This is a genomic window from Arsukibacterium sp. (assembly GCF_033721375.1).
Lineage (GTDB): Bacteria > Pseudomonadota > Gammaproteobacteria > Enterobacterales > Alteromonadaceae > Alishewanella.
The window spans coordinates 370072-396757 of sequence record NZ_JAWWAP010000002.1 but is presented as its reverse complement, the minus strand read 5'-3'; the positions used below and the strand labels follow the sequence as shown (position 1 = coordinate 396757).

Genomic DNA, 26686 nt, shown 5'->3' with positions numbered 1-26686 from the left:
TGCTTAGTAAAGTTTATTTTAATCAGCTTAAGCTTTTCTTAAGACCACAACTACATTTATAAAAGAAGATAACAAAAGTTTGTATTGTGCACTAAAGCGCAGAAGGGTTGACTATGATCCACAAAGAAATGCACCGTTCAAACCGGATTGGCTGGTTGCGGGCAGCCGTATTGGGGGCGAACGATGGCATTGTTTCAACTGCCAGCCTGATTATCGGAGTGGCGGCCGCCAGTCCATCGCATGCCAGTATCATGCTCGCCGGCGTTGCTGGTCTGGTTGCAGGAGCGATGTCGATGGCCGCAGGTGAATATGTTTCGGTCAGCTCGCAGGCGGATACTGAACAGGCTGATCTTGAGCTGGAGCGGCAATCATTAGCACTTAATCCGCAGGGTGAACAAAATGAACTGGCTGAAATTTATCAGAAAAGAGGTGTGGCGCCTGAGCTGGCGCAGATGGTTGCCGCGCAGCTAATGGCGCATGATGCATTGGGTGCTCATGCCCGTGACGAAATTGGTATTTCTGCGACGGGCAAAGCCCGGCCTGTCCAGGCGGCGCTCTCGTCTGCAGCGACTTTTACTATTGGCGCTGCACTGCCATTACTGGTTGCCTGGTTTTTGCCCGGCGCATATCTGATTTACGCAGTCGCCTTACTCTCACTATGTTTTCTCGCTGTTCTGGGAGCACTAGCTGCCCGGACAGGGGGTGCTCCTGTTACCAGAGGTGCAGCAAGAGTGACATTCTGGGGAGCGCTGGCAATGGCCTTAACCGCGCTGGTGGGCAGTATTTTTGGAGTTGCGGTCTGAGTCAGTATTTCGATGCTCTCTACCGCTCTGGTTTTCTCTATCCTTCTCAACCCTTATCTATCCCTCATTGTTTTTCATCGCATAGCTTCGCTTAAGGTTTGCTTAAGCAAACACCGTTAGCCTCAATGCAAACGAATCGGAGGTGCTATGCGGTTTTGGAAAATGGGTGGCTTGCTGATGGGATGTTTGCTCAGTTATCTGACAGCCGGCAGCGTTGCGGCGACAGAGCTCAGCGAGTTGCCAGGTAGCCCGGTAAGCAGCATGCAGCAGCTAAAAGGTCAGGTAGTACTGGTTGATTTCTGGGCCTCATGGTGTGCGCCCTGCCGCAAGTCCTTTCCCTGGTTAAATACAATCCAGCAGCGTTATGGCAGTGATGGCCTGCTGGTGCTGGCGGTCAATGAAGACAGTGAACGCAATGAAGCCAGCCGCTTTTTACAGCAGGTGCCGGCGCAGTTTGCCGTGTTGTACGACAACAATGGTGCTGTAGCAGAGCAATTTCAGCTGCCCGGTATGCCCAGTAGCTTCCTGATTGATAAAAAAGGCCAGATCCGTTATCGCCATATTGGTTTTAAACAAGCTGATATTGCTGGTTATGAAGCAATAATCCGCCAGTTACTGGCTGAGGAGTATGTAGAATGAAACTGAAAAAAAAGCTAAGTGCCAGCGTGGTCATATTGCTGCTTAGCCAGCTGACTGCATGCAGCAGCCTGGGAGTAAAGCCATGGCAGCGGGATACCCTGGCAAAAGAAGAGATGGCGCTGAACAGTGCGCCGTTAGACAACCGGTTAGATGATCATATTTACTTCAGCAAAGAAGGCAGCAGTGGCGGCCGCAGCTTTGCCGGTGGAGGTTGCGGATGCAATTAAAACAACTGGCAAATATCAGCGTGGCGCTGGCTGCGGCCAGTTGTGCTGCACTGGGCCAACAAGCCGAGGCGGGCACCCTACTGGATGGCTGGCAGTTTAACAGTGCCATTTTGTTGTATAACGAAACTGACCGGGTTAGCGCCGGCGAGGGCATTCTAACCGCGCGGGGTGATTTTGGTGACGATAAATATCTGAATCTCGGCCTGGTGGTAGATGCCCTTACCGGAGCGTCTGCCACCGGCGCGGTAGCACAACCTTACGTGCAAAGTTTTACCCGGCCATCAGGTCGCGGAAGCTACGATGTCGCACCAGGTGTAACACCACTGGATGATACCTTTCATGATACCCGGGTGCAGCTGGACGCCAGCTGGGAGCAGCCGATAGCAGCAAATTGGCGGGTTAGCGGCGGTGGCCATTTATCAAAAGAGTATGATTATTTATCAATGGGACTGAATGGTTCTGTGGCTCGTGATTTTAACCAGAGAAACACCACAGTATCGCTGGGTATGGGCTACAGCCACGACACAATTTCACCGGAAGGTGGCATTGCAAAAGCTTTGGCACCTATGTTGTTGCGCAGTGATTTTGCCAATGACAGCAGTTATCAGGCTGCTTTCGATGCCACCCGGGACCGCGCCGATGACACCAAAGATACACTTGATGTGTTGTTGGGGCTGACCCAGGTTATTAACCGCGACTGGTTAATGCAGTTTAACTATTCATTCAGCCTGGCCGATGGCTATATGACTGACCCGTTTAAGTTGGTTAGCGTGGTAAATGCCAATGGTGAAGTACAACAAAATCTGTATGAAAGCCGGCCAGACCAGCGCACTAAGCACAGTTTATACTGGCAAAATAAACTGCATGTTCGCGGCAGCTACCTGGATGCGTCATACCGCTATATGTGGGATGACTGGGAACTGACATCGCACACGGCGGATCTAAAGTGGCGGTTGCCAATAGCCGACAGCTGGTACGTTGAGCCACAGTTCCGTTATTATCAGCAAACTGCGGCTGAATTTTATCAGCCGTTTATATTGCAGGCTGAACCGGTGCCGCAGTATGTCAGTGCCGATTACCGTATTGGTAAAATGAATACCTATACCGTGGGGGCAAAATTTGGCACTAAGCTGGCCGCGGGCAATGAGCTGTCATTCCGGATAGCACTGTACCAGCAGAACCCGCAAAATGATGGGGTTACTGCCCCGGGCGTATTGGCCGATATTGATCTGTATGAGAAGGTGACCGCAGTCATGGCCCAGATAAGTTATTCTTTCTAAGAAGCAAATGGCAGGAAGATACGATGGTCGATATCACAGTTAATGCCGGCAAAAACTGTGCTGTTGGCCAGTTCCGGGCAATGGCCAGCCCATGTGAAATATTGCTGGAGGTACAGGACATGACCTTGTGCCGGCAGCTAACCCAACTTGCCGCCGCTGAAGCGGAGCGCATTGAGCAAAAGTACAGCCGTTATCGCAGTAGCAGTGTATTAAGCCAGCTAAACCGCAATGCTGGCAGCTGGCAGACCCTGGATGCGGAGACAGGACAGCTGTTAGCGTTTGCCGACAGCTGTTATCAGTTAAGTGATGGCTTGTTTGACATCAGTAGCGGTATTTTACGCCGGATCTGGCAGTTTGATGGCTCCGCCAAACTGGCTGACCAGGCGGAAATAGATGCTTTATTGCCATATATCGGCTGGCATCAGGTTATCCGGGATAACAACCGAATTTGGCTGCCCGCAGGTATGGAGCTGGATCTGGGCGGCATTGCGAAAGAATATGCCGTAGATAAAGTGCTGCAACTGCTGCGCCAGCAGTTTAATCAAAATAACGTTCCCAGCCTGGTGGTTAATTTTGGTGGTGATATGCGCTGCAGCCAGCCAAGACAGGACGGCAGTGCATGGCGTATAGGCATTGAAAACCCCACCTTGGCAGATCAGGCGATATCTGCCGTTGGTTTAAGTAACGGCGCCCTTGCAACCAGTGGGGACAGCCGGCGTTTTTTACTGAAAGACGGCGTGCGTTACAGCCATATTGTTAATCCGAAAACCGGCTGGCCCGTTAGCAACGCACCACGTTCAGTAACAGTAGCGGCTCCAAACTGTTTGCTGGCTGGCATGCTGGCGACCACTGCATTATTGCAAGGTGCTGCCGCTGAGGAATTTTTACAGGCCCAAAAACTACAATACTGGCTGGTGCATTAACCGTGTTTGCCGGCGGACCAGCCGTCTGCTGCCAGCAGCGCGTCGCCGGACGCTTTGGCGCCTTCTTCCAGGGTGGTAGCCATCGAATCATTCCAGCGGTTTAAATAACCAAACAGCGCAATAACGCCCATAATTTCAACAATTTCACCGCTATCCCAGTGCTGGTGCATCGCCGCCTGCACAGCGTCATCGACTGCATTAGGTACCTGCGAGGCGGCAATGGCCAGCTCCAGGGCAGCACGCTCGGCCTGATTAAACGCCGGATGGCTGCGAAACTGCCAGATATTGGCCAGTTGCTCATCCGGCGCACCATAACGCTCTGCCGCCCGGATAGTATGGGCCTGACAATAGCGACAGCCAGTAGCGTGGCTCGATACGTAGGCAATCAGCCGCTTCAGCGCCGAAGTCACCCGGCCTTTATTTTCCATTACCGCCATATTCAGCTGAATAAAGGCTTTGGCAATTGCCGGGCGATGGCTCATGGTCAACACACTGTTCGGGCAAAACCCCAGGGTTTCATTAAAAAATGTCGCCAGTTCAGCCACATCAGGGTTGGCATCAGCAGCAAGCGGTGGCACAAATGCCATAGTTATCTCCTGAGTAAAAAATGATCTGGTGATTACTGTAGCATTTATTGCCTGTGTTGAGCGCTACTGATTAGCGCTTAGCCGGAATTGATAAGCGTGGCGCGCGAGTGGCTGATCTGTTCCGGTTTGATAGGTATCAACCTGCACCAGGCCATCGCTGTACACATGAAACACCCGGTACATAGCGGTGTGCTTAGTTTCATCCGGTATTTTGGTGCGCTCCAGCGCCGGGATATGCAGATAGTGCACCTTACCCAGTTGCTTTGAATGCTGCACCCGGTCCATATCCATATGTAAATCTCCGGAAATTACCGCAGCCAGATTCGGCTGGGCGATGACATCCGCAAAACCGGGGTGCTGAATGCCTTTTTCGGCGTTCTCAGGATAGACACCGGCCTGGGCGCCGTGTACGACCAGCAGCACCGGTTTGGGATGCAGCTGGCTGATTTGCTGTTGCATCCAGTCTATACCGCTGTCAGCAAAATCGCGGCCATGATCCGGCGATGCCAGCACCAGAGCTACGGTGTCAAATTCCAGCACATAACTTGCTGCATCTATGCTGATTTTCCCCTGGTTCCACAGGTTGGCATATTGCAGGAACCGATCTACTGTGCTGCCGTGCTCTTCGTTGCCCATAATCGGATAAAACGGCAGGGTAAGTTGCTGTAGTACCGGTGTGACGTTTTTGTATTGCACCAGGGTTCCCTTGTGGGCAATGTCGCCGACCCCAACTACAAATTTAAGCTGTAACGGCCCGCTTAATTTGTTTACATCTGCCACCGCAGCTGCCACGTTTGGAAAGTAGGGTTCTGGTTTGGGCTCGGCATCACCCAGCACGGCAAAACTCAGCACCTTGCCGCCAACTGCTGGCTCAGCGGTGGCTTGGGCAGCAGCACTTACACTGACAGCTGCTGCGAATATTGTACTGAGCAGTGCCAGGTGCAGCCGTTGCCAGTTGCAGGTTTTAACAGGTTTCATAAGGTTCCTTTTTACTATTGAGGTTAATTGAAGTTCAGTAAGCCTTTAACATCACTTGGCAGCAGGCCGGTCCAGCGCTTAAAAGCCCGCCGGAAATTGTGTTCATCGGAATAGCCCAGCTGTTGTGCCAGCTGCCGGTTGGAGTACCGGCCCTGCTGCAGCAGCCTTCTGGCCTGATCACGGCGGATCTGATCCAGCAGCCTGGCAAAGTTAGTCTGGTGCAGGCTAAGCTGGCGTTTCAGGCTATTGCCGGTCATGCCCAGCGCCCCGGCAGCCTGTTCCAGGGTTAACAGTTGCGGCAGCGCCCGCTGCTGTAAGCGGCATACCTGCTCCAGCAAGCCGCGTTGTCTGGGCAGCACCCGGTTTAACTGCAGACAGCTGCGCCGCGCTGCCCGAAAGCGCTCGGCATTTGCATCGGCAAATGGCTGTTGCCACAGCGGCAGCGGAATGCTGATACTGTTGCACGGCTGGCTGAAACTGATCTGGCAGCCCCAATGCAGCTGATATTGCAGCTGCTGGCCATTGCAGGGCGCCTGCAATTGCACCCGGATGCCGCTGCTGGTCGCCAGTTGCTGGCGAATGAGTGCCAGTACCAGTGAAAAAACCAGGATAATCATAAACGGCTGCTGGTTGTTAAGGCCGGCAGCCGGCTGTAGCTCCAGCGTGATGGTTTGCTGGGATGGCTGCAGGTACACCGTGGGATAAACCGCCGGAAACAACTGATGGCGGAAGTAACACAGCTGGGACAGCGCCTGACGCAGGTTTGCGGCAGCCTGTAAACTCTGGCACAGCGAAATATAACGGCTGTTAACAATAGCGCTGCCAAGTAAAAATGGCAGCTCAGGACTGTTCAGCTGCTGACAGTTCTGCAGCAATTTCAGCCAGTCGTTGTGATGCAGCCGGCCATGTGGTTTATGTAAATCCTGCTCAAAAATGCCCGTGCCGGTTAGCAACTTGCTAAGCGACGCACCACGGCGCTGGGCCAGTGCCAGCAATTCACTGCTACCATGTTGCAGCAGCAATATTTTGTCCTGATAACCAAAGCTGCGCTGCTGCATCAGGCGGCACTGAAACTAAAGGCCGCGGTTTTTCTGGCCTGTTCTAGCGCCTGCCCGGCCGCTTTAAATGCAGCCTGGGCGTTATGCTGGCTGACAGCCAGTGCAACAACAGTTGCGGCCGGGCCGTCAGAGCCGACTGCCAACTGCGGCAACTGCTGGCGCAAGTGCTGGGCCATTATTTGTGCCTGTGGCTCGGCCGTGTCGGGCAGCAAGGCAATAAAACGGTCGCCGGCATAGCGGCAAACCAAATCGCTGTGTCGCAACTGGTTGCTGAGTAATTCACTTAACTGGCTAAGATAACTATCGCCGGCTGCTATGCCGTGGTGGCGGTTAAACTGACTGAAATTATCAATATCGACAACCAGCAGGCTCAGGTTTTTTTGCAGGCTGTGATGAAGCTCGATTTCCCTTTGCAATACAGCCTGCAGGTAAGCAGCACCATATAGCTGGGTTAACGGGTCGATAAGCTGATGCTGGCGTAAAAATAACTCACGGCCCTGCAGCTGGCGGTTAATCGCCCGTTGCTCACGGTGCCAGCCCACTAAACCATAAGTCAGGATTAACATGCCAACCGGTGCCGGCAATGACTCCAGCCAGCTCATTAACCGTATCTGATCCGGATAGCGGATAAACTCATCCAGTAAGTCAAGAAAGTAAGAAAACACCAGCAGCAGGCTGCCGTAATACAGCCATTCAGTTACCCGTCCCGCCGGCCGGCTGCTGATAATCAGCCCCAGCCAGCCGCAGGCCACCAGTAAGGTGGTGCCTTCGCCCAGCATATCTAACCAGTCGAACTGCAAGCCCGCTTTAACGTTGCCACTGTGCAGCGCCAGCAGCAGACCACTGACCAGTAGCAGCAAGCTGCACAGCAATTTATATCGGTGTTGTTGCCACATGATTTTAATGTTCCGGCAAATAATTACCAGTTTGCGGTGCAGGCATGACACTGATATGACAAATTGCGCCACTTCGCCGCCACTGCTGTCCGCTGCAGACCCGGGTCCGCAGCGGACAGCCAGGGTTAGTTAACGCCGCTATTTTGTCACAGAGCAACGGCACACTGGGTTGCATTCGTTATTCCTGTTTTTTGCAACCTGAGAGCCTGTTATGAAGCTGAATTACCGTCGTACCTTACTGGCATCTGCCATTACCCTGGCCTGTGGCAGCTTAGCCACACCATTACTGGCAGACACTGCCACCGATGATATTGAACATATTGAAGTACGGGGCCAGTTTGGCGCGTTAAGTAAAGCCCTGAACCGCCAGCGCAATGCGGCCGGTATTGTTACCGTCGCCAGTACTGACGAAATGGGCCAGTTTCCGGACAGTAATGTCAGTGAGGCGCTGCAACGCTTAGCGGGCCTTTCAGTTGAGCGTGATCAGGGCGAAGGCCGCTTTATCCGGGTGCGTGGTCTGGCACCGGATTACAATGCGGTAACCTATAATGGCACCTCACTGGCTGCACCGGAAGCCGGACGGCGGGCGGTGGCTCTGGATGTGATCCCGTCTGACTTACTGGAATCGGTCGAGGTTAACAAAACCCTGACCCCGGATATGCCGGCCGGCTCACTGGGTGGCACGGTGGAAATTAAAAGCCTGTCGGCTTTTGACCGCAATAATGATTTTTATTCGTTTACCGCAGAAGCGGGCTACAACGAGCAACAAGCTAAAACCAGCCCTAAAGTGTCTGGGGTATTCAGTAAAATACTGGATGCCGGTGGCGAAACAGACAGCCTGGGAATTGCCATCGCTGCCAGTTTTGCCGAGCGAAAATTTGGCTCCGAAAACGTGGAAACCGGTGGCAGCTGGGACTTTGCAGAAGGTTTGGAAGAGTTCGAGCTGCGCGACTACACCATCAGCCGCGAGCGGCTTGGTCTGGCCCTGAATCTGGATTACCGGCCAGGCAGCAATAATGAATATTATCTGCGCAGCCTTTATAGCCGCTTCAGTGACGACGAACAACGCCAGGGGCTGGTGGTCGAATTTGCTGATCCGCAACAGCCCGGCGCCAGTGGTGAAGCTGAGCTGCTGCGATCATTAAAACAACGTAAAGAGACGCAGAGCATTGCAGCTCTGGTGCTCGGTACCCGCCAGGTTACCGGTAGCTGGGAATGGCAACTGGAAGCCGGGGCCAGCAAGGCTGATGAAGATACACCGTTTAATATCGGCGCGGCCGACTTTGAGCAGGTTTTTGAAGATGCAGTTGGTTTTAGCGGCAGCCGTATTCTGCGGCTGACTGCGCCGGCCGATGCGTATCTGGCCGACGGCTATGAGCTAAAAGAAGTGGAAATGGGTGATACCTATACCAAAGAGACCGAGCGTAATATTAAGTTTGATCTCAGCCGCGAAATGCTGCGCGGCGACAACAGCCTGCAAATGAAAGCCGGGGTTAAATTCAGTCAGCGGGAAAAAACAGCGGCCGAAGATGTCTGGTTATTTGAAGATTTTGCCGAGCAGGGTGTCACAGCACTAACTATGAGTGATTATGCCGGTGGCATGGTGGACTACAGTCTGAGTAACCTGGGGCCGGCGGTGAGTAGCGCCGCTATCTATCAGCTGGTTGCCGGTCTTAACCGTGCTGATTTTGTCGACGAGGTCGAATCACAAATTAACGATTATCAGGTAGATGAAGATATCAGCGCCGGCTATGTTATGGCGCAGTGGCAGTTTGCAAACTGGCAGCTGGTTGGCGGAGTGCGGTATGAGCATGAGCAGCGCGATGCCGTCGGCACCCGTTATGATGACAGCACCGGCCAGTTCAGTGCCAACCGGCAAAGCAGCAGCGAAGGCTATTGGCTGCCTGCGCTGGTTGGGCGCTATAACCTGGCAGAGAACAGCATAGTGCGGGCGGCGTTCAGCACCGGCCTGGTGCGGCCGAACTTCGAACAGCTGGCGCCGGCCTTTATTCTGGAACGTGACGATGATGAGCTGGAAGCCGCATTCGGTAACCCGGACTTAAAAGCGCTGACGTCAAACAATTTTGATCTGGGCATCGAGCATTATGCCGATAAGCTTGGTGTGCTGTCGGCTATGTTGTTCTATAAGCAGATTGACAACTTTATTTATGAAGCAGATTTAGCCGGGCGTGGTGACTATGCCGACTTCGCCACAGCGGAAACCTTTGTCAATGGCGGTAGCGCCGATCTCTATGGTCTGGAATTAAATGCAGCGCATCAGCTGACAGGTTTTGGCAACTGGCTGGACAATCTTTTGCTGTCGGCTAACCTGACGCTGACCGACTCGGCGGCCGATATTGAATGGTTTGATGACGGACAGCTACTGCAACGGGAAGTCGCATTGCCCAGTCAGTCAGATAAAACGGCGAACCTGAGCATTGGCTACGAAACAGCAAGCCTGAGCCTGCGTCTGGCCGCCAATTATAAATCGAAGTATCTGGCGGAAGTGGGCGACGTCAGTGACGCAGCCTATGACGTTTATGCTGATGATCATCTGCAGCTGGACTTCAGCAGTAAATGGACCTTCAGCCGCGGTATGCAGCTGTATTTTAATGTTATCAATTTAAATGACGAGCCGTACTACGCCTACACCGGCCGTAAGCCTTATAACTTCCAATACGAACAGTATGGTCGCACTGTGGTGCTGGGCGTGCAGATCACTAACTGGTAACGGGATCAGGTTATGCAATTTTCTAACAAAGTATTCAGCCAAAATGTACTGTGCCTGGCGGCTGGCCTAATGCTGGCAGGCTGCCAGTTAGGGCAGGCCGGATTAGCTGAGCAGGCATCTCAGCTGGAGATTAACGCCAGCCACTATACTGAAATTCAGCTGGCCGGCCAGCAGTACCAGCTGGCTACCACGCCGTCTCAGTTGCAGGTGTTTGCCGGCACCGCGCAACTGGCAACGGTAACGGGTAATTTCAGCCGGCTTGCGCTGCAGCCGGTTAATGAGCAAACGCTGCTGCTGGCGGCGATGGACGCCGACAGCAACAGTTTATACCTGTGGCGGCTTAGCCCATTGGCCAGCGAACCATTGCAGCTGGTGCACCAGCAGTTAATCAGTAGCCGGGTGGTGGATGATTTATGTTTTTATCAGAGCAGTGAGAACCAGCAACTGAGCCTGTTTTTACTGGGGGGGCGTGGCGGCGCCGATCAGTTGCTGTTACAGCAACAGCAGCAATGGCTGGCAGAGCCGCTGGTTATCCGCGAGTTAAATGTACCTTATGACAGCACGGCGTGCACAACTGACCCGGTTACTGGTGCCCTGTATATTGCCGAAGCTGACCGTGCTATCTGGCGTTATCAGGCCGAGCCGGAAGCCGATGAAGGCCGCAGTCTGGTGCAGGTAAATGCGCCTTTTGGCCAGCTACAGGGTGAAGTAAAGGCTTTGCAGTTATTAGCGGATGGCAGTTTGCTGGTTCTGGAAGAACAGCCGGGCCGGGTACTACATCTAAGCGACAGCGGCCAACTGCTGACCACCCTGCCGGTGCCGGTGCTGGCAGAAGCCAGCGGTCTGGCAGTCAATATACAAGCCGATAGTGCTACCTTATTTGTCAGCAGCGAAGATGCCGGGCCGGTGCAGCAGTTATTACTGACATTGCCGGCAGCGCCAGCGCGTAACAGCAGAGCACGTAATAGCAGAGCACCGATAGCACAGGTAATGCCAACCTTGCAGACTGAAGCCGCCAGCCAGCGTGGCGATGTGATTGACGATCCGGCGATGTGGCATCACCCGTCACAGCCTGAGCTGAGCCTTATTCTGGCTACCGATAAACGGGCAGGCTTAGATGTTTACAATATGCAGGGCCAGCGGCTGCAACAGCTCAGTGTTGGCCGCTTAAATAATGTTGATGTGCGCTATAACTTGCCGTGGCAGGGCCTGCCCCATGATATTGCTGTGGCCAGTTTACGCGATGATAATAGCCTGCAGTTGTTTGCTATTGCTCGTGATGGCGTGCTGCACAACGCCGGCAAGGTCGCGACGGCGATGACAGAAATCTACGGCTTATGTCTGTATCACAGTGAGACCAGCGGCCAGCACTATGTGTTTGTTAATGATAAGTCGGGCCTGATTGAGCAGTATCAGCTTAGCAGTGATGGCCGTCGCTGGCAGGGCGAGTTAGTCCGCTCGCTGCAGGTGCCTGGCCAGCCGGAAGGGTGTGTGGCCGATGATAAACGCGGCATTCTATTTGTGGGTGAGGAAGATCAGGCGATCTGGCGCTTTGCCGCCGAAGCGGATGCCGCTGCAATGGGCGAAGCTATTCTGCAGGTGGATGGTGAACGGCTGGTTGATGATATTGAAGGGCTGGCGTTAGCGGAACATAGCGGCAGCAGTTATCTGGTGGTATCAAGTCAGGGCAATGACAGTTACCTGATTTATGATGCCGCGCCGCCTTATGCTGAGCGTTTGCGCTTCAGAGTGACCACCAACCCAAAGCTTCAGATCGATGGCGCCTCTGAAACCGATGGCCTGGAGCTGACCACCCGTTCACTCGGCCCCGGCTTTGAACAGGGCGCGTTGATTGTGCAGGATGGCCGCAACCGCATGCCGGAGCAGGGGCAGAACCTGAAACTGGTGCCATGGCAATCTCTGCTTCAACAGCTGAAATAGCCTGTCAGGTTACTGCCTGAAAGGCCCTGCCCGGATAACGGGCGGGGCCTGTTGATTAGTGCCGGACCTTGCGGTGCAGTTTCTCACCCAGCACCAGCATACAGGGCGTTAAAAACAGGGTAAGCAGGGTAGCGAACGTTAACCCTCCGGCAATCGCGCTCGACAGCTGAGTCCACCATTGGGTGGACGGCGCGCCAAAGCCCAGACTGGGCTCCAGCAGGTTTACATTAACCGCCAGTACCATTGGCATTAATCCCAGCACTGTCGTCACCGACGTTAACAGCACCGGTCGTAAACGCAGGCAACCGGTTTCCAGCGCGGCTTCCATCGCAGACATACCGCTCTGGCGCAGCTGATTAAAGGTATCGATTAATACGATATTGTTATTTACCACAATACCGGCCAGGCCAATAATGCCCATACCCACCATAACGATGCCAAAGCTCTGGCCGTTAACCAGCAGGCCCAGCAGTACGCCGGCAGTTGAAAACACTATTGCAGATAACACCAGCAAGCTCTGATACCAGCTGTTAAATTGCACCAGTAAAATCATCAGCATTAAAAAGATTGCCGTAGCAAAGGCGCCCATTAAAAAGGTCATCGCTTCCTGCTGATCAGCACTTTCGCCGGCGGTTTTCACCTTAACATTGTCCGGCAGCTTCAGATCGCTGGCCAGTAATGCCTGTAAGCGCTCACTTACCTGGGCACCTTCGGCTAAATCACTTTTAATCGTAATCGCCCGGTTGCCATCAATCCGCTTAATGACACTGGTTTTCGGCGCTGGCACCAGTTCAACAAAGTTACTCAGTGGTACCTGGCCACGCGGTGTCTGAATAGTCAGCCGGCCCAGCTGATCCAGTGAGCGCCAGTACTGCGGAAACCGGACCCGGATATCGACTTCATCACTGGCATATTCCGGCCGGTATTTGGCCAGTAATAAACCATTACTGACCATTTGCACTGCATTACCGACTGTCAGCACATCTGCGCCAAAGCGGGCAGCGGCAGACCGGTCAACCTCTATCCGCCATTCAATGCCAGGCAGGCTGCGGTCGTCTTCAATATCGACAAAACCGTCCATCTGCTCCATCTGACGGATAATCTGCTCCACCGCCTGCTCGGTTGCTGCTGCTTCACTGCTGCTAACCTGCAACTCTATTGGCTTGCCGGCAGCGGGCCCTTCCTGTTGCTGGCGAAACTCGAGAATAATGCCGGGAATATCGTTGGTAAGCTCACGCATATCATCCAGAATGGCGGCGGCTTTGCGCCGTTGATGCCAGTCGATAAACTGAAATTGCAAGGTGCCGACCACATCAGGCGCCAGTTCACCACTGCTTGCAGCCAGCGAACGGGCATACAGTGCTTTAACCTCCGCCAGGCCCAGCAGCCGCTGTTCTACATCTTTTAGCAGCGCATCTTTTTCATAAATAGACATATCGCCACGGGCCCGTACCCAGACCTGGGCCGATTCCGGCTCGACATCGGGAAAGAATTCCAGACCATGATTATATTTGCCATAGGCAACAAAAATCAGCGCCATAGCCCCCAGCAACCCGGCCAGGGTCAGGCCGGGGTGGCGCAGCAGCCGGCTTAATAAATTGCGGTAGGCTTTGCCAGCCCGACTGGCTTCCATGCTGTGCGGGGCAGGCCGGGCGCGGCTGATGCCGCCCATTACCGGCAGGAAAATCAGCGCCATAAATAACGATGCCAGCAAACAGAGGATCACCGTTGCCGGCAGGTATTTCATAAACTGGCCGACGACGCCCGGCCAGAACAACAACGGCATAAATACCACCACGGTGGTGGCGGTTGAGGCAATAATAGGCCAGGCCATCCTGCCGGCGGCATTGGCCCAGGCTTCTTTTGGCTGCTGGCCCTCAGCCAGGTTGCGATCGGCCAGTTCACTGACCACCACAGCGCCGTCAACTAACATGCCGGCCACCAGAATAAGCGCAAATAGCACGATGATATTCAGGGTATAACCCAGCGCGAAAATCATCAGAATGCCGGCAAAAAAAGCGCCGGGAATGGTAATGCCAACCAGCAAAGCAGAGCGCACGCCCATGGTGGCAACAATTAAGATCAGCACCAGCACTACTGCCGTCAACACGTTGTTCAGTAAGTCAGACAGCATATTTCTGACTTCTTTTGACTGGTCCATAATGTAGTTAATTTGCATGCCGTCCGGAAACTGACTGCTGGCCTGTTCTATTAATGCTTTGGTTTGCTCGATGGTGGAAATAATGTTGGCGCCGGCGCGTTTTTTTACTTCCAGCACTACCGCGGGTTGGCCGTTAATCCGGGCAAAACCAAGCGGGTCTTTAAAACTGCGGCTGATGGTAGCCACATCGCCAAAGGTAATAACCGTATCGCCATCGACTTTAATCGGCATTGATAGCACGTCTTCCAGGTTTTCAATTACCCCGGGCACTTTCATCGCCAGCCGGCCGGCGCCGGTATCGAGGCTACCGGCAGCAACCAGCCGGTTATTGTTCGAAACCAGACTGAACAGTTGCTGGTAATCCAGGCCATAACCTTCCAGTACCTGCGGGTCGACCACTATTTCCAGCATATCTTCGCGATCGCCGCCAATATCAACTTCCAGCACTTCTGGTATCGCTTCAATATTTTCCTGTAACTGCCGGGCAATATAAACCAGCTGGCTTTCTGAAACGGGGCCGGATAAACCTACCGACAGCACCGGGAACAGCGCGACATTAATTTCGTTTACCGTGGGTTCGTCTGCTTCACTGGGCAGTTTGGCGCGGGCGGCATCCACTTTGACCCGGACATCCGCCAGTGCCTGATCAGCATCGAAACCGGCATCAAATTCCAGCATCACTGAGGCATGGCCTTCGCTGGAGGTTGAGGTCATTTTTTTGATGCCCTCAAGCGATCGCAGTTCGTGCTCCATCGGCCGCACCAATAAGCGCTCACCATCTTCCGGGCTGATACCATCAAGTGACATCGACACGTACATCATCGGGATCGCGACGTCGGGGTTCGCTTCTTTGGGTATGGTCTGATAAGCGGTAATGCCGGCAATAAACAAAAACAGTAGCAACATTAAACTGGCGCGGCTGCGATTTATCGCGGCCTGGATAATGGCATTCATGGTTTGGCCCCTGCCACCTGCACCTTATCACCCGGTTTCACAAAGCCGGCGCCCTGGGTAATAATTTGGGCCCGCTCAGGTAAGCCACTGACCCGGGCCCCTTCATTGTCAGCGCTGAGAATATCTACCGGGTAAAATTCAACCTGTTGCTGATCATTTACCAGGGAAACACCCAACTGCCCATCACTGTTGAGGCTAAGCAGCGCCGGTGAGATTAAATGCGCCTGAACTGGCGGCAACAGCACTTCTACCGTGGCACTGCCGCCGGCAATCCGCAACCGTTGCGGATTGGCAACAGTAACTTCAATATAAAAACTGCGGGTGGCGGTATCGGCAGCATAACTGATAAAACTCAGTTCACCGCTAAGCAGTCTGCCATCAAGTAACCGCAGGTTAACTTGTTGCCCCTGTTGCAGCGCTTTCACATGTTGTTGTGGGATCTGAGCGGTAACTTTCAGCTTATCAATTTGTACCAGTTGCAATAGCTCCGTGCCTACCTGCACTACATCACCTATTTCAACATGACGGCGGTCAATGACCCCGGCAAACGGGGCAACCGGTTCAATTTGCTGTAACGCCAGCCGGGCACGCTCAAGCTCTGCTTCGGCTTGTGCCAACTCGCTTTTTAAGCGGGTAAGTTCGGTTTCTGAAACAAATTGTGACTTACCCAGCGCCTGAGCACTGGCCAGCTCGTTTTGTCGCAAGGTCAGATTGGCTTTCGCTTGTTCTAATAGTGCGCTACGTCCTTCATCAGACAACTGTAGTAACTTATCGCCCTGCTCAACCTTGTCGCCCTGACTGACAAACAGTTGGCTTACCGTGCCGGCTTGCTGAGATTTAATACTGACCATGCGCCAGGGTAAAACCTGGCCCTGCGCTACCCGGGTAAGCTGATAGGGTTCTGCTTCAGACCAGCGGGCTTCAACCAAAGCAAGGGTTTGCTCCGGAACCTGTTGTTCGCCAGGAGGCTCAGTCTTAGCGGCGTAGTTATCACCACTGAGTAACCACAGTAGCAATGCAAGCGCTAAGATAACGGCAATAATAACAGGAGAGGCAGCGAGCTTTTTAAACATGGACAATCCTTGGCGGTAACGGTAAATGAGCAGCGAAGCAGCAGGGTTAAAATATACCTACATGGATGAATGTCAGCAAGTTAAGAACTGTAACCAAATATAGCCACCGGCCTTCTGCTTCTGGTTATTTATCGCTGGAACCCTTGTTTTTGGGCAAGCCAGACCAATTAAGTTCAGACTGATTAACCCTAACAAACAGGATTGAGCATGGCTAATTTATTCGACCCGCTAAAAATGGGCGATTTACTACTGCCAAACCGGATTATTATGGCGCCGTTAACCCGCTGCCGTGCTGATGCCGGCCGGGTACCTAATGAACTGATGGTTGAATATTACCGCCAACGCGCCAGTGCCGGACTGATAATAACCGAAGCGACGTCGGTATCACCGATGGGCGTGGGCTATCCCGATACACCGGGCATTTGGTCTGATGAACAGCTGGCCGGCTGGCAGAAAGTAACAGCGGCAGTGCATCAGGCTGGTGGCAGAATAATGCTGCAGTTATGGCATGTCGGCCGCATTTCTGACCCACATTACTTAGATGGCGCACTGCCGGTAGCGCCCAGTGCTATTGCAGCGAACGGCCACGTTAGTTTACTGCGGCCAAAGCAGGCGTTTGTTACTCCCAGAGCGCTGGCCACTGAGGAAATTGCCGGCATTATCGAGGCCTACCGGCTGGCTGCTGACAATGCCAAAAAAGCCGGCTTTGATGGTGTGGAAATTCATGGCGCTAACGGCTATTTGCTGGATCAGTTTCTGCAGGATGGCAGTAATCAGCGCAATGATAAATATGGTGGCAGTATTGAAAACCGCGCCCGTTTAATGCTGGAAGTCACTGATGCGGTAATCTCGGTTTGGGGCGCTGGCCGGGTTGGCATGCATCTGGCCCCCAGAGCGGATGCACACAGCATGGGCGATTCACAGCGGGCTGATACTTTTGGCTATGTGGCACAGCAGCTGGGCAACAGAAACATTGCCTTTATCTGTGCCCGTGAAGCCGAAGCTGATGACAGCTTAGGCCCGAAATTGAAACAGTTGTTTGGCGGTGTCTATATTGCCAACGAAAAGTTTGATAAAGACAGTGCTAACGCGATCATTGAGCGCGGTGATGCCGATGCGGTAGCTTTTGGTGTACCTTTTATCGCCAACCCCGATTTAGTCAGCCGTTTTAGCAAAGATGCTGAACTGAACCCAGCTAAACCAGAGCTGTTTTACGGCGGCGGTGCAGAGGGCTATACCGATTACCCTTGCCTGGACGCTGGCTAGTTATTCTCTATCGGCTATAGTTAGTGAGCAACAGGTGCATGGAGCTAACTTGTGATCACTGGCGTTTCCAGTACATTGATAACAAAACGGGTAGTTAAATTGCACTGCCTGTTTTTGTTTGGCTGCCTGTTATCTATGTTTTTTCAGCTGCATGCGCAAGCTCTGCGGGTAGCGATACCTGACGACGATTACCCTCCTTATTATTATGTGCTGGACAACAGCCTGACCGGTTTTTCAGTTGAAACGTTGCACGATATTGCCTCGGATCTTGCAATTCAGCTGGAGTTTCAGCGCCTGCCCTGGAGCAGGGTCGTCAACCATGTTGCAACAGGCAAAGCCGATGTGATCCCGGTATTTTACAAAACGCCGCTAAGAATGCAGCAATTTGAGTACAGCGACGAAAGCTACCTGGTTGATCCGATAGTGCTGTTGTGCGTTAATCCTTGTCCTTTTAAGTTCGACGGCACCTTAGCCAGTGTCGGTGATGAACCGGTAGCAACGGTGCGGCATTTCTCCTATGGTAGTTTGCTGGACGAAATGGAATTTGCCAGGGCAGATCTGGTGGAGTCTGATCATATGTTGTTTAAGATGTTACTGGCTAAACGGGTAAAGCTGATAATGGCGTCGGCTCATACTATCCGCCACTCCGCACTGTTGCAGCAGGCTGGAGACAAAGTTGTCATGTTGCAGCCAGCACTGGATTCTGTAGAAGTATTTTTTGCTTTTAGCAAAAAACATGGCATATCGGCTGCGCAGCGCGAACAATTTAACCAGGCACTGGTGAGATTTAAGCGCGGTGAGCGATATCAGCAGTTGCTAACAAAATATCAGCTGCAGCCGCGCTAACAAGTCCGCCAGCCAGCATCAGGCCTGATAAGCCCCGCCGTCTTTTGCGGTAAAGCATTTTTCACTCTGGCAACCTCTGCTAACCTGTTTACCGGTTAACATGCTGAACCATGGCTCGTTGCTTTGTTTAGCCTGCAGCTGAATATCATCAATACCGGCACAGTCGTTTTCACCATTACAGCCATGGCGGTTAAGTACCAGCTCGACATGGCGGCCGTCATTAACCAGCACCAGTGACTCCGGCGCTTCCCGGTGACCACTTAACGCGACAAACTGCGCCGGGTTCTGCAGGCCACTTTTGCTGCCATCGGCAAAAAATGCCAGCAGATGCTGGAAATACACCATGTAGCAGACCACATCTTTATGCGAGCCTTCGGCCAGCGGAAAGGTTTTATCCAGAAAGCCTTTTGAGTAATCCATGATTTGCTTCACATGGCGCTCGTTCAGCTGATTGATAACGCTAAGCTCGGTCGCCATCCAGGCAGTTTGGTTTGGCGTGTTTTGACTGTGGGTTGGGGCCAGTGTAGTCATGTTGTTATCCTCGTTTTTGTCGGGTCTTTTTTGCTATAAGTTGGTCAATACTCCGGTCCGCAACTCCTGCTGTGCTCACCACAGCAACTCGCTACCGCTTGCGCGTTCGCTCAGACACTCTGTGGTTGCGCCATCAGGATTCCGGACCTTCGTTCAGGTCGCGCAGTTTCAGAGCGCAGACCAGTTGCTATCGGTTAAAAACTAGTCTAGGCTAAAAATCAGCATAATTTCACAATAAAAATTTTACAGTGTGAATTTTACAAAATGAAAACCAACAAAAGCCTGCTCAGAAAGTCGCACTTCTTAGGAACTAAAATCAGAAACCTGAGAAAGCGCAATAACTTAACGATGGAAGACCTGTCTACCCGTTGTATCCGGGTAAATCCAGAGCAGGCGCCATCGGTGTCTTATCTGTCGATGATTGAACGCGGCAAACGTACGCCGGGTATTGAAATGCTGGGGGTAATAGCAGAGGTATTTCAAAAAGATATTGACTGGTTTTTAGATGGCGAAGATGAAGGGCAGGATTTAACCCCGCAAAAAGGCAGCCGCGGTGGCATCAGTGGCATGGCGCTGGAGCCGGGCTTTTTATTCTCGAATGATATTCTACAAATTGCCATTCCGGAAATGCTGTCGCAAACCGGCACCAGCGGTAAACAATTTGCCCAGCTGCTGATCCGGGCACATCAGGAGCATCATCAGAACCATTTTCCTGAACTGGAGCGGGCAGCAGAGGAGGTCGGCCAGAAACGGATGCCGTTGAGTGTCGATGAACTGCTGGCCATTGTTAAACAACTGGGCCTGAAAGTAAGCTGGTTTGACGAGCCACCGAAAGACATTCTGGATGAGCTTGGGGTATTGTCAAAAAACGTCTCAACCTCGTTTTTTACCCCACCCGCCACCTTGCATTTAAACCGCTTGCTGCAGCAATTTCCCACCCGCTTAAAGTACGAGCTGGCCGTACATATTGGCCACGCCGTGTTGCATAACAAAGATGGCGTCAAAAGCAGTATGACGGTAGGCGGCACCCATGATGATGAGCTGTCGCATTCAAGCGGGGTGCAACCGCAGGATATTTTGCATGCCTGGCGCGATTTTGAATCGAGCTTTTTTGCCGGTGCGCTGCTCTGCCCGAAGCTACCATTTCGCCAGTTACTGGACCGCCAGGGCTATGAAATCAACAGCCATCAGCAGGCCGGCGTATCCGCCTCGGTTGCGATGCGGCGGATGACCGCAGTATCGCCTTATACCCATTGGCACTATTTTGATGCTTATACCCCGGGCAAATTAAAAGCGGTGTATCGGGGGAATGGCATACCGCTGCCTTGGGGCAATATGCGCAAGGTGGAGGATCCGTGTCAGAACTGGGCAGTATTCCGGATGTTTGATGTTGATGGGGTTGGCAGCAGTGCCCAGTTGTCGTTACTGGATGTAAATGGTCAGCCGCGGATTTACTGCTGTGAGTCAACTAAAGTCAGCGATCTGGCCGGTAATAACCATGTACTGTGTGCCGGCATCGATCTTAATCCGGCGTTGCTGGCACAAGGGGTGGATGCTGATGCAATGGCCAGCGAGCTGAAACAGTTGTGTATTAACAGTGCCGGTGGTACCAGAGTGCCGAAAACGATTCAGACCTCGCTAACCAGTGTTGCCAATATTTTAAATATTAACTGGGTAGCCAGAAGTTTGCAGAAACCGGCCCAGTTAATTTGTGCCAGGGGTAACAGCTGCCCGCGCAGTCCGGGCTGTTATCAGTGTGCGTAGCGAATATATTCTGTTACAACTTGTCCGCCGCCGATATTTGGCTTTGCCTGATGACGGCGCTAAGATAGCGCCGATATTATAATTATAATCGTCACTAAACCAGTAACGGTAACAGTAACGACAACCGACTTTCATCCGCGTATTTCAGGAACATATAATGAAAAAACTCAGTATCATTGCTGCCGGCGTTGCCCTGGCGTTAGGTTTAACTGCGTGTAGTGAACCTGCCGCCACCAAAACCGGCGAGCCGGTTGTGGCTCAGGCTCAAGCCCCCCGGGTGTCCGGCGTAGACAGCCAGTATTTTGATCCGGCAGTAAAATTCAGTGAAGATTTCTTCCTGGCGGTAAATGGTAAGTGGCTGGCCCAGACTGATATTCCGGCAGACAAATCATCGTACGGTTCTTTTCATATTTTAAACGACAATTCACAGCAAGCGGTTAAAGCCATTATTGATGAAGTGTCTGCCCGTACTGATTTAAAAGAAGGCTCTGATGAGCAGAAATTAGGCCACTTTTATAACAGCTTTATGGATGAAGCGACCATAGAGAAACTAGGCTTAGCGCCACTACAGCCGCAACTGGATGCGATTAGCTCGCTGGAAAACAAAGCCCAGTTGCCTGACTTATTTGCCCGGTTACAACGCGATGGTATTGCTATCCCGTTTGGCTGGTTTATTAACAACGATGCGAAAAACTCTACTGAGTACGCTGTTTATCTGAGCCAGAGCGGCTTAGGATTGCCGGACCGGGACTACTACTTTAATGATGACGAAAAATCATTAAAGCTGATTGCCGATTATAAAGCTTATTTAACAGATATGTTCAGCCTGGCAGGCGATGCTGACCCCGCTGCTGCGGCTGAGCGGGTTTATGCTCTGGAAAAAGCCCTGGCTGAACACCACTGGACCCGGTTAGATAACCGCAATGCCGACAAAACCTATAATAAGGTCAGTGTCACTGAGTTGAACAATAGCATGGGCAGTTTCGACTGGGCCGCGTTTGCCAGTGGCGTAAAACTGGCTGAAGTCAGCGATATTATCGTGCGTCAGCCCAGCTATTTCGAAGGTTTTTCCAAGGTTGTCGACGCCACTGATTTACAAAGCTGGCAGGACTATCTTACGTTAAAAACCATCCATGGTTATGCCGATAAGCTCAGCAGCAACTTTGCTGATCGTCGGTTTGCATTTTATGGCACCACGTTAAGTGGTACTGAACAGCAACAGCCGCGCTGGAAGCGGGCAGTCGATGCCTCGGATCAGGTGCTGGGTGAGCTGACCGGTAAACTCTATGTTGAGCGCCATTTCAAACCTGAAGCGAAAGCGCGGATGGAAGAGCTGGTGGCAAATCTGATTAAAGCGTATGAGCTGTCGATCAACGAATTAGAATGGATGACCGAGGAAACTAAAGTTGCTGCTCAGGAAAAGCTGAGCAAGTTTACCCCGAAAATTGGTTACCCGGATAAGTGGAAAGACTACTCGGCGCTGGAAATTAAAGCTGATGATTTAGTCGGTAACTTTATCCGTGCCAGCCACTGGGGTTATGACCAGATGGTCGCCAAACTGGGCCAGCCAATCGACAGAAGCGAGTGGTTTATGACCCCGCAAACCGTTAATGCCTATTACAACCCGGTAAATAATGAAATTGTGTTCCCGGCAGCAATTCTGCAACCGCCGTTCTTTAATATGGATGCCGACGATGCGGTAAACTACGGTGGTATTGGCGGTGTTATCGGCCATGAAATTGGCCATGGCTTTGATGACCAGGGTGCCAAATACGATGGTGACGGTAACTTACGTAACTGGTGGACTGAGCAGGATAAAGGCCAGTTCCAGGCACGGGGTGCCAAACTGATTGGCCAGTACAATAAGTTTGAGCCATTGCCAGGTGTTAATGTTAACGGTGCAGTGGCACTGGGTGAAAACATCGGTGACTTAGGTGGTATGACGGTAGCCCTGAAAGCCTACAAATTATCGCTGGAAGGTAAAGACGCCCCGGTAATGGATGGTTATACCGGCGATCAGCGGTTCTTTATCAGCTGGGCTCAGGTATGGCGCACCAAGTTCCGTGAAGAAGCACTGCGTCGCCAGTTAAGCACCGGGCCACACTCGCCGGCGCATTACCGGGTAATTGGCGTACTGCCGAACATTCCTGAGTTTTACACGGCCTTTGATATTAAAGAAGGCGATGCGATGTATATCGCGCCAGAGCAGCGCGTTAAGATCTGGTAATGTGAAACCCTTAGAGTAATGAAAATCTGCTAGACTACACAGGCTGAGCACGCAACTGCTCAGCCTTTTTTGTATATGAGTGACCAATAGCCAAGCGATATGGCGCCGGTTACAATTCCCGCCCTGGCTCGCCACAGCAACTCACAAATGCTCGCGCATTTGCTCAGACACTCTGTGGCGCCCAGTTCGGGATTCTAACCTCTGCTATAGGCAACGCGCGACAAATTCGTCGGGAACGAATTTGAACAGCTTTGCTGGCTCGCGAAGGGCAGGATGCCCGAAGTATTTGCTGTGGCGAGCCAGAGCGGGCGTTGCAACCGGCATCTTTGCACTCAAATCGGCAGCAACACCGAGATGCTGAGGTCTGACCACTATAACAAAGAATATATAACATCCGGTTTCCCATTCATGCTACTTATACCCACTATAAGTGGCGTGGTTAACGGCCCGATGTCAATTTGGCCCGAATTTTCATATAATCGCGCCCATTCATTCTAAGAATGACGCCGCAGTAGCAAGACTGCCGGCAACGACCAAGAGGATCATACTGTGCTACAACAATATCGCGAACATGTGGCCGAGCGCGCTGCGCAAGGTATCCCGCCAAAACCGCTCAATGCCGAGCAGGTAGCCGCTTTAGTTGAACTATTAAAAAATCCGCCAAAAGGCGAAGAAGATACCTTAGTTGATTTACTGGTAAACCGGGTACCACCGGGCGTCGACGAAGCGGCCTACGTGAAAGCGGGCTTCTTAGCCGCTGTTTCCAAAGGTGAAACAAGCTGCAGCCTGATCAGTGCTGAGCGTGCGACCGAGCTGCTGGGTACCATGATGGGTGGCTATAACATCGAGCCGTTAATCAGCCTGCTGGACCACGAAAAGCTGGCCCCTATCGCGGCCAAAGCATTGTCACACACTCTGCTGATTTTCGATGCGTTTCACGATGTAACCGAAAAAGCCGATGCCGGTAATAAATATGCCAAGCAGGTAGTACAAAGCTGGGCTGATGCCGAGTGGTTTGAAAGTAAGCCAGCCCTGGCTGAAAAAATTACTGTTACCGTTTTTAAAGTGTCAGGTGAAACCAATACTGACGATTTATCGCCGGCGCCGGATGCCTGGTCACGGCCGGATATTCCATTGCACGCGTTAGCAATGCTGAAAAATGCCCGCGAAGGCATTACCCCGGATCAGCCAGGTACCGTTGGCCCGATTAAGCAGTTAGACGAGCTGAATAAAAAAGGCTTCCCACTGGCCTATGTCGGCGATGTAGTGGGTACCGGTTCATCACGTAAATCAGCCACTAACTCAGTACTGTGGTTTATGGGTGATGATATTCCCTATGTACCGAACAAGCGCGGTGGTGGTTTTGTGCTGGGCGGCAAAATTGCCCCTATCTTCTTTAACACCATGGAAGACTCAGGTGCCTTACCGATTGAAGTTGACGTTAACCAGCTTGAAATGGGCGATGTGATAGATATTCTGCCATTTGCAGGCAAAATTGTCCGTCATGGCAGCGATGAAGTACTGGCAGAATTCACCCTGGCCACCGATGTATTAATTGACGAAGTACGTGCCGGTGGCCGTATTCCGCTGATCATTGGCCGTGGTTTAACTGACCGCGCCCGTGAATTTTTAGGCGAAGGTCCGTCAGATAAATTCCGCCGGCCGTTACCTAAAACCGATTCTGGTAAAGGCTTTACCCTGGCTCAGAAGATGGTAGGTAAGGCGTGCGGTGTAACCGGTATCCGTCCGGGCACCTACTGTGAACCGAAAATGACTACCGTGGGCTCGCAGGATACCACCGGCCCGATGACCCGTGATGAGTTAAAAGACTTAGCCTGTTTAGGTTTCTCTGCCGATTTAACCATGCAGTCATTCTGTCACACCGCCGCTTATCCGAAGCCGGTTGACGTTGATACCCACCACACCCTGCCAGATTTTATTATGAACCGTGGCGGCGTAGCACTGCGTCCGGGCGATGGCATTATCCACAGCTGGTTAAACCGGATGCTGCTGCCTGATACTGTTGGTACCGGTGGCGACTCGCACACCCGTTTCCCGATTGGTATTTCGTTCCCGGCCGGTTCGGGTTTAGTGGCCTTTGCTGCAGCAACCGGTGTTATGCCACTGGATATGCCAGAGTCGGTGTTAGTGCGCTTTAAAGGTGAAATGCAGCCGGGTATTACCCTGCGCGACTTAGTGCACGCTATTCCGTACGTTGCTATCCAGAAAGGTTTGCTGACTGTTGATAAGAAAGGCAAGAAGAACATCTTCTCCGGCCGTATTCTGGAAATCGAAGGTTTACCAAACTTAACGGTAGAGCAGGCGTTTGAGTTATCTGATGCCTCTGCTGAGCGTTCAGCTGCAGGTTGTACGATCAAGCTGTCAGATGCCTCTATTGCCGAGTATCTGGAATCAAACATTGTAATGTTAAAGTGGATGATTTCTGAAGGTTACGGCGATGTACGCACTATCGAGCGGCGTATTCAGGCAATGCAGGCCTGGTTAAAAGATCCGCAGCTGATGTCAGCTGATGCTGATGCCGAATACACTGAAGTCATTGAAATTGACCTGGCCGATATTAAAGAGCCGGTACTGTGTGCACCTAACGATCCGGATGATGCACGTTTACTGTCTGAAGTGGCTGGCGACAAGATTGATGAAGTGTTTATCGGTTCCTGTATGACCAACATTGGCCACTTCCGTGCTGCAGGTAAGCTGCTGGATAAATACAAAGGCCAGCTGCCAACCCGCTTGTGGATAGCGCCGCCTACCAAGATGGATCAGGCGCAGTTAACCGAAGAAGGTTACTACAGCATTTTCGGTAAAGTCGGTGCCCGCACTGAAATGCCGGGCTGCTCACTGTGTATGGGTAACCAGGCACGGGTAGCTGAGAACTCAACGGTAGTTTCTACGTCTACCCGCAACTTCCCGAACCGTTTAGGTCAGGGCGCTAACGTGTACTTAGCATCGGCGGAACTGGCAGCAGTGGCGTCTATTATCGGTAAACTGCCGACAGTGGCTGAGTATCTGGAATACGCGAAGCAAATCGACGCTACCGCGGCCGATACCTACCGTTACCTGAACTTCCACCGCATGGAGCAATACACCAAAAAAGCAGATAACGTGATTATCCAGCAAGCGGTGTAATCAGCTCTGTTGTGCTAAAGGCCTGCCACTGCAGGCCTTTTTTCTGCTCGCTTATATACTATGAACAACTACAATTCTAGCTGAGACCGGCTGATAGATTATTTGCGTAGGCGTGCTTGCACCGCCCACTGGGCTCGCCACAGTAACTCGCTACCGCTTGGCGCGTCCGCTCAGACACCCTGTGTCGCCCCATTGGGGATACTAGCTCGCCAGGGTAAAACGCCGCAAATAACCATCAGCCTATTTCTTCGTACGGAAAGAAGTATGGAATACGATTTTATTTTTGATCGCACAACCCGCCAATTCAGCATCCGGCTTGCTGGCGAACTTGAGGTGTTAGGCCGGTTTTTGCTGGATGAATTTGGCCAGCAGGCAGATGCTTATACACCACTGGTGCAGCAGCTGAGTGGATTAAAGCCTCAGCAAAGCATGCAGTATCAGGGGCGGGAATTTTTGCTGGAAGTCGAAAATGGTGAAGTAACCCTGAGTCACAACAGTCTTTTTTACCAGAGTACCGATGAGCAGAGCGGCCAGTTACAAGCGCTGGCGGAAGATGACTTACAACTGGACCAGCAGGGGATGAGCAGCCAGTGTGGTCTGGATGATTTTCTGCTATTGCTGCGCCAGTGGCAGCAGTTTCTGGCAGATTAACGA

General features: G+C 52.3%; 21 protein-coding genes. 13 read left to right on the top strand and 8 right to left on the bottom strand.

The features are described from left to right. The first annotated feature begins 113 nt into the window (after positions 1 to 113). The 5 genes from R3187_RS04925 to R3187_RS04905 all read left to right on the top strand — a co-directional run bounded on the left by R3187_RS04925 (position 114) and on the right by R3187_RS04905 (position 3872). Positions 114 to 803 (top strand): VIT family protein, encoded by a 690-nt coding sequence (locus R3187_RS04925; protein ID WP_318965590.1) that lies wholly within the window; start codon positions 114 to 116, stop codon positions 801 to 803. Between the two features lie 147 nt (positions 804 to 950). Next, positions 951 to 1442 (top strand): TlpA disulfide reductase family protein, encoded by a 492-nt coding sequence (locus R3187_RS04920; protein WP_318965589.1) that lies wholly within the window; start codon positions 951 to 953, stop codon positions 1440 to 1442. Continuing rightward, on the top strand, positions 1439 to 1669 hold the full coding sequence (locus R3187_RS04915) for a DUF4266 domain-containing protein (protein ID WP_318965588.1): 231 nt from the start codon (positions 1439 to 1441) through the stop codon (positions 1667 to 1669). The genes R3187_RS04920 and R3187_RS04915 overlap by 4 nt, the downstream gene beginning before the upstream one ends. After that, positions 1660 to 2949, top strand: coding sequence for a DUF3570 domain-containing protein (locus tag R3187_RS04910; RefSeq protein WP_318965587.1), 1290 nt, complete (start codon positions 1660 to 1662; stop codon positions 2947 to 2949). The genes R3187_RS04915 and R3187_RS04910 overlap by 10 nt, the downstream gene beginning before the upstream one ends. Positions 2950 to 2972: 23 nt before the next feature. Continuing rightward, positions 2973 to 3872, top strand: a complete 900-nt coding sequence (locus R3187_RS04905; protein ID WP_318965586.1) for an FAD:protein FMN transferase — start codon at positions 2973 to 2975, stop codon at positions 3870 to 3872. Here R3187_RS04905 and R3187_RS04900 read toward each other — a convergent pair. The 5 genes from R3187_RS04900 to R3187_RS04880 form a co-directional block, all read right to left on the bottom strand. Further along, the gene (locus R3187_RS04900) at positions 3869 to 4459 is read right to left on the bottom strand and encodes a carboxymuconolactone decarboxylase family protein (protein ID WP_318965585.1); all 591 of its coding nucleotides are present in this window, start codon (positions 4457 to 4459) and stop codon (positions 3869 to 3871) included. The genes R3187_RS04905 and R3187_RS04900 overlap by 4 nt on opposite strands. Before the next feature lie 63 nt (positions 4460 to 4522). Continuing rightward, positions 4523 to 5437 (bottom strand): metallophosphoesterase family protein, encoded by a 915-nt coding sequence (locus R3187_RS04895; protein ID WP_318965584.1) that lies wholly within the window; start codon positions 5435 to 5437, stop codon positions 4523 to 4525. Between the two features lie 23 nt (positions 5438 to 5460). Further along, on the bottom strand, positions 5461 to 6495 hold the full coding sequence (locus tag R3187_RS04890) for an AraC family transcriptional regulator (RefSeq protein WP_318965583.1): 1035 nt from the start codon (positions 6493 to 6495) through the stop codon (positions 5461 to 5463). After that, on the bottom strand, positions 6495 to 7391 hold the full coding sequence (locus R3187_RS04885; protein WP_318965582.1) for a GGDEF domain-containing protein: 897 nt from the start codon (positions 7389 to 7391) through the stop codon (positions 6495 to 6497). Before R3187_RS04885 ends, R3187_RS04890 begins: the two co-directional genes overlap by 1 nt. Positions 7392 to 7395: 4 nt before the next feature. Beyond that, entirely contained in the window at positions 7396 to 7566 is a 171-nt protein-coding gene (locus tag R3187_RS04880; RefSeq protein ID WP_318965581.1) for a hypothetical protein, read from the bottom strand. Between the two features lie 36 nt (positions 7567 to 7602). Here R3187_RS04880 and R3187_RS04875 point away from each other — a divergent pair, with 36 nt between their 5' ends. Next, complete coding sequence (locus R3187_RS04875) at positions 7603 to 10122, top strand: TonB-dependent receptor (RefSeq protein ID WP_318965580.1); 2520 nt, start codon at positions 7603 to 7605, stop codon at positions 10120 to 10122. A 12-nt stretch (positions 10123 to 10134) separates the two neighbouring features. Continuing rightward, a complete protein-coding gene (locus tag R3187_RS04870; RefSeq protein WP_318965579.1) occupies positions 10135 to 12063 on the top strand; it encodes a phytase in 1929 nt (642 codons plus the stop codon). A 55-nt stretch (positions 12064 to 12118) separates the two neighbouring features. Here the strand turns inward: R3187_RS04870 and R3187_RS04865 are convergent, their stop codons facing one another. Then, positions 12119 to 15178, bottom strand: a complete 3060-nt coding sequence (locus R3187_RS04865; protein WP_318965578.1) for an efflux RND transporter permease subunit — start codon at positions 15176 to 15178, stop codon at positions 12119 to 12121. Beyond that, on the bottom strand, positions 15175 to 16251 hold the full coding sequence (locus R3187_RS04860) for an efflux RND transporter periplasmic adaptor subunit (RefSeq protein WP_318965577.1): 1077 nt from the start codon (positions 16249 to 16251) through the stop codon (positions 15175 to 15177). The genes R3187_RS04865 and R3187_RS04860 overlap by 4 nt, the downstream gene beginning before the upstream one ends. A 207-nt stretch (positions 16252 to 16458) precedes the next feature. Here R3187_RS04860 and R3187_RS04855 point away from each other — a divergent pair, with 207 nt between their 5' ends. Both R3187_RS04855 and R3187_RS04850 read left to right on the top strand, forming a co-directional pair. Further along, complete coding sequence (locus R3187_RS04855; protein ID WP_318965576.1) at positions 16459 to 17517, top strand: alkene reductase; 1059 nt, start codon at positions 16459 to 16461, stop codon at positions 17515 to 17517. A 135-nt stretch (positions 17518 to 17652) separates the two neighbouring features. Beyond that, positions 17653 to 18363, top strand: coding sequence for a substrate-binding periplasmic protein (locus R3187_RS04850; RefSeq protein ID WP_318965575.1), 711 nt, complete (start codon positions 17653 to 17655; stop codon positions 18361 to 18363). An 18-nt stretch (positions 18364 to 18381) separates the two neighbouring features. Here R3187_RS04850 and R3187_RS04845 read toward each other — a convergent pair whose 3' ends face one another. Further along, positions 18382 to 18894, bottom strand: coding sequence for a malate synthase (locus tag R3187_RS04845; RefSeq protein WP_318965574.1), 513 nt, complete (start codon positions 18892 to 18894; stop codon positions 18382 to 18384). Between the two features lie 264 nt (positions 18895 to 19158). On the opposite strand from R3187_RS04845, the gene R3187_RS04840 reads away from it, so the two are divergent. From R3187_RS04840 to R3187_RS04825, 4 genes are all read left to right on the top strand, one after another. Next, positions 19159 to 20658, top strand: coding sequence for a DUF3612 domain-containing protein (locus R3187_RS04840; protein ID WP_318965573.1), 1500 nt, complete (start codon positions 19159 to 19161; stop codon positions 20656 to 20658). A 157-nt stretch (positions 20659 to 20815) separates the two neighbouring features. Continuing rightward, entirely contained in the window at positions 20816 to 22885 is a 2070-nt protein-coding gene (locus tag R3187_RS04835; RefSeq protein ID WP_318965572.1) for a M13 family metallopeptidase, read from the top strand. Positions 22886 to 23434: 549 nt separating this feature from the next. Then, entirely contained in the window at positions 23435 to 26032 is a 2598-nt protein-coding gene (gene acnB / locus R3187_RS04830; RefSeq protein ID WP_318965571.1) for a bifunctional aconitate hydratase 2/2-methylisocitrate dehydratase, read from the top strand. Between the two features lie 264 nt (positions 26033 to 26296). Further along, positions 26297 to 26683, top strand: coding sequence for a YacL family protein (locus R3187_RS04825; protein WP_318965570.1), 387 nt, complete (start codon positions 26297 to 26299; stop codon positions 26681 to 26683). The last annotated feature ends 3 nt before the right edge of the window (positions 26684 to 26686 follow it).

What these genes read in the sequence shown, in the direction of transcription:
- R3187_RS04925 (WP_318965590.1), top strand. Translation starts at nt 114, where the DNA reads ATGATCCACAAAGAAATGCACCGTTCAAACCGGATTGGCTGGTTGCGG.
- R3187_RS04920 (WP_318965589.1), top strand. Translation starts at nt 951, where the DNA reads ATGCGGTTTTGGAAAATGGGTGGCTTGCTGATGGGATGTTTGCTCAGT.
- R3187_RS04915 (WP_318965588.1), top strand. Translation starts at nt 1,439, where the DNA reads ATGAAACTGAAAAAAAAGCTAAGTGCCAGCGTGGTCATATTGCTGCTT.
- R3187_RS04910 (WP_318965587.1), top strand. Translation starts at nt 1,660, where the DNA reads ATGCAATTAAAACAACTGGCAAATATCAGCGTGGCGCTGGCTGCGGCC.
- R3187_RS04905 (WP_318965586.1), top strand. Translation starts at nt 2,973, where the DNA reads ATGGTCGATATCACAGTTAATGCCGGCAAAAACTGTGCTGTTGGCCAG.
- R3187_RS04900 (WP_318965585.1), bottom strand. Translation starts at nt 4,459, where the DNA reads ATGGCATTTGTGCCACCGCTTGCTGCTGATGCCAACCCTGATGTGGCT.
- R3187_RS04895 (WP_318965584.1), bottom strand. Translation starts at nt 5,437, where the DNA reads ATGAAACCTGTTAAAACCTGCAACTGGCAACGGCTGCACCTGGCACTG.
- R3187_RS04890 (WP_318965583.1), bottom strand. Translation starts at nt 6,495, where the DNA reads ATGCAGCAGCGCAGCTTTGGTTATCAGGACAAAATATTGCTGCTGCAA.
- R3187_RS04885 (WP_318965582.1), bottom strand. Translation starts at nt 7,391, where the DNA reads ATGTGGCAACAACACCGATATAAATTGCTGTGCAGCTTGCTGCTACTG.
- R3187_RS04880 (WP_318965581.1), bottom strand. Translation starts at nt 7,566, where the DNA reads ATGCAACCCAGTGTGCCGTTGCTCTGTGACAAAATAGCGGCGTTAACT.
- R3187_RS04875 (WP_318965580.1), top strand. Translation starts at nt 7,603, where the DNA reads ATGAAGCTGAATTACCGTCGTACCTTACTGGCATCTGCCATTACCCTG.
- R3187_RS04870 (WP_318965579.1), top strand. Translation starts at nt 10,135, where the DNA reads ATGCAATTTTCTAACAAAGTATTCAGCCAAAATGTACTGTGCCTGGCG.
- R3187_RS04865 (WP_318965578.1), bottom strand. Translation starts at nt 15,178, where the DNA reads ATGAATGCCATTATCCAGGCCGCGATAAATCGCAGCCGCGCCAGTTTA.
- R3187_RS04860 (WP_318965577.1), bottom strand. Translation starts at nt 16,251, where the DNA reads ATGTTTAAAAAGCTCGCTGCCTCTCCTGTTATTATTGCCGTTATCTTA.
- R3187_RS04855 (WP_318965576.1), top strand. Translation starts at nt 16,459, where the DNA reads ATGGCTAATTTATTCGACCCGCTAAAAATGGGCGATTTACTACTGCCA.
- R3187_RS04850 (WP_318965575.1), top strand. Translation starts at nt 17,653, where the DNA reads ATGTTTTTTCAGCTGCATGCGCAAGCTCTGCGGGTAGCGATACCTGAC.
- R3187_RS04845 (WP_318965574.1), bottom strand. Translation starts at nt 18,894, where the DNA reads ATGACTACACTGGCCCCAACCCACAGTCAAAACACGCCAAACCAAACT.
- R3187_RS04840 (WP_318965573.1), top strand. Translation starts at nt 19,159, where the DNA reads ATGAAAACCAACAAAAGCCTGCTCAGAAAGTCGCACTTCTTAGGAACT.
- R3187_RS04835 (WP_318965572.1), top strand. Translation starts at nt 20,816, where the DNA reads ATGAAAAAACTCAGTATCATTGCTGCCGGCGTTGCCCTGGCGTTAGGT.
- R3187_RS04825 (WP_318965570.1), top strand. Translation starts at nt 26,297, where the DNA reads ATGGAATACGATTTTATTTTTGATCGCACAACCCGCCAATTCAGCATC.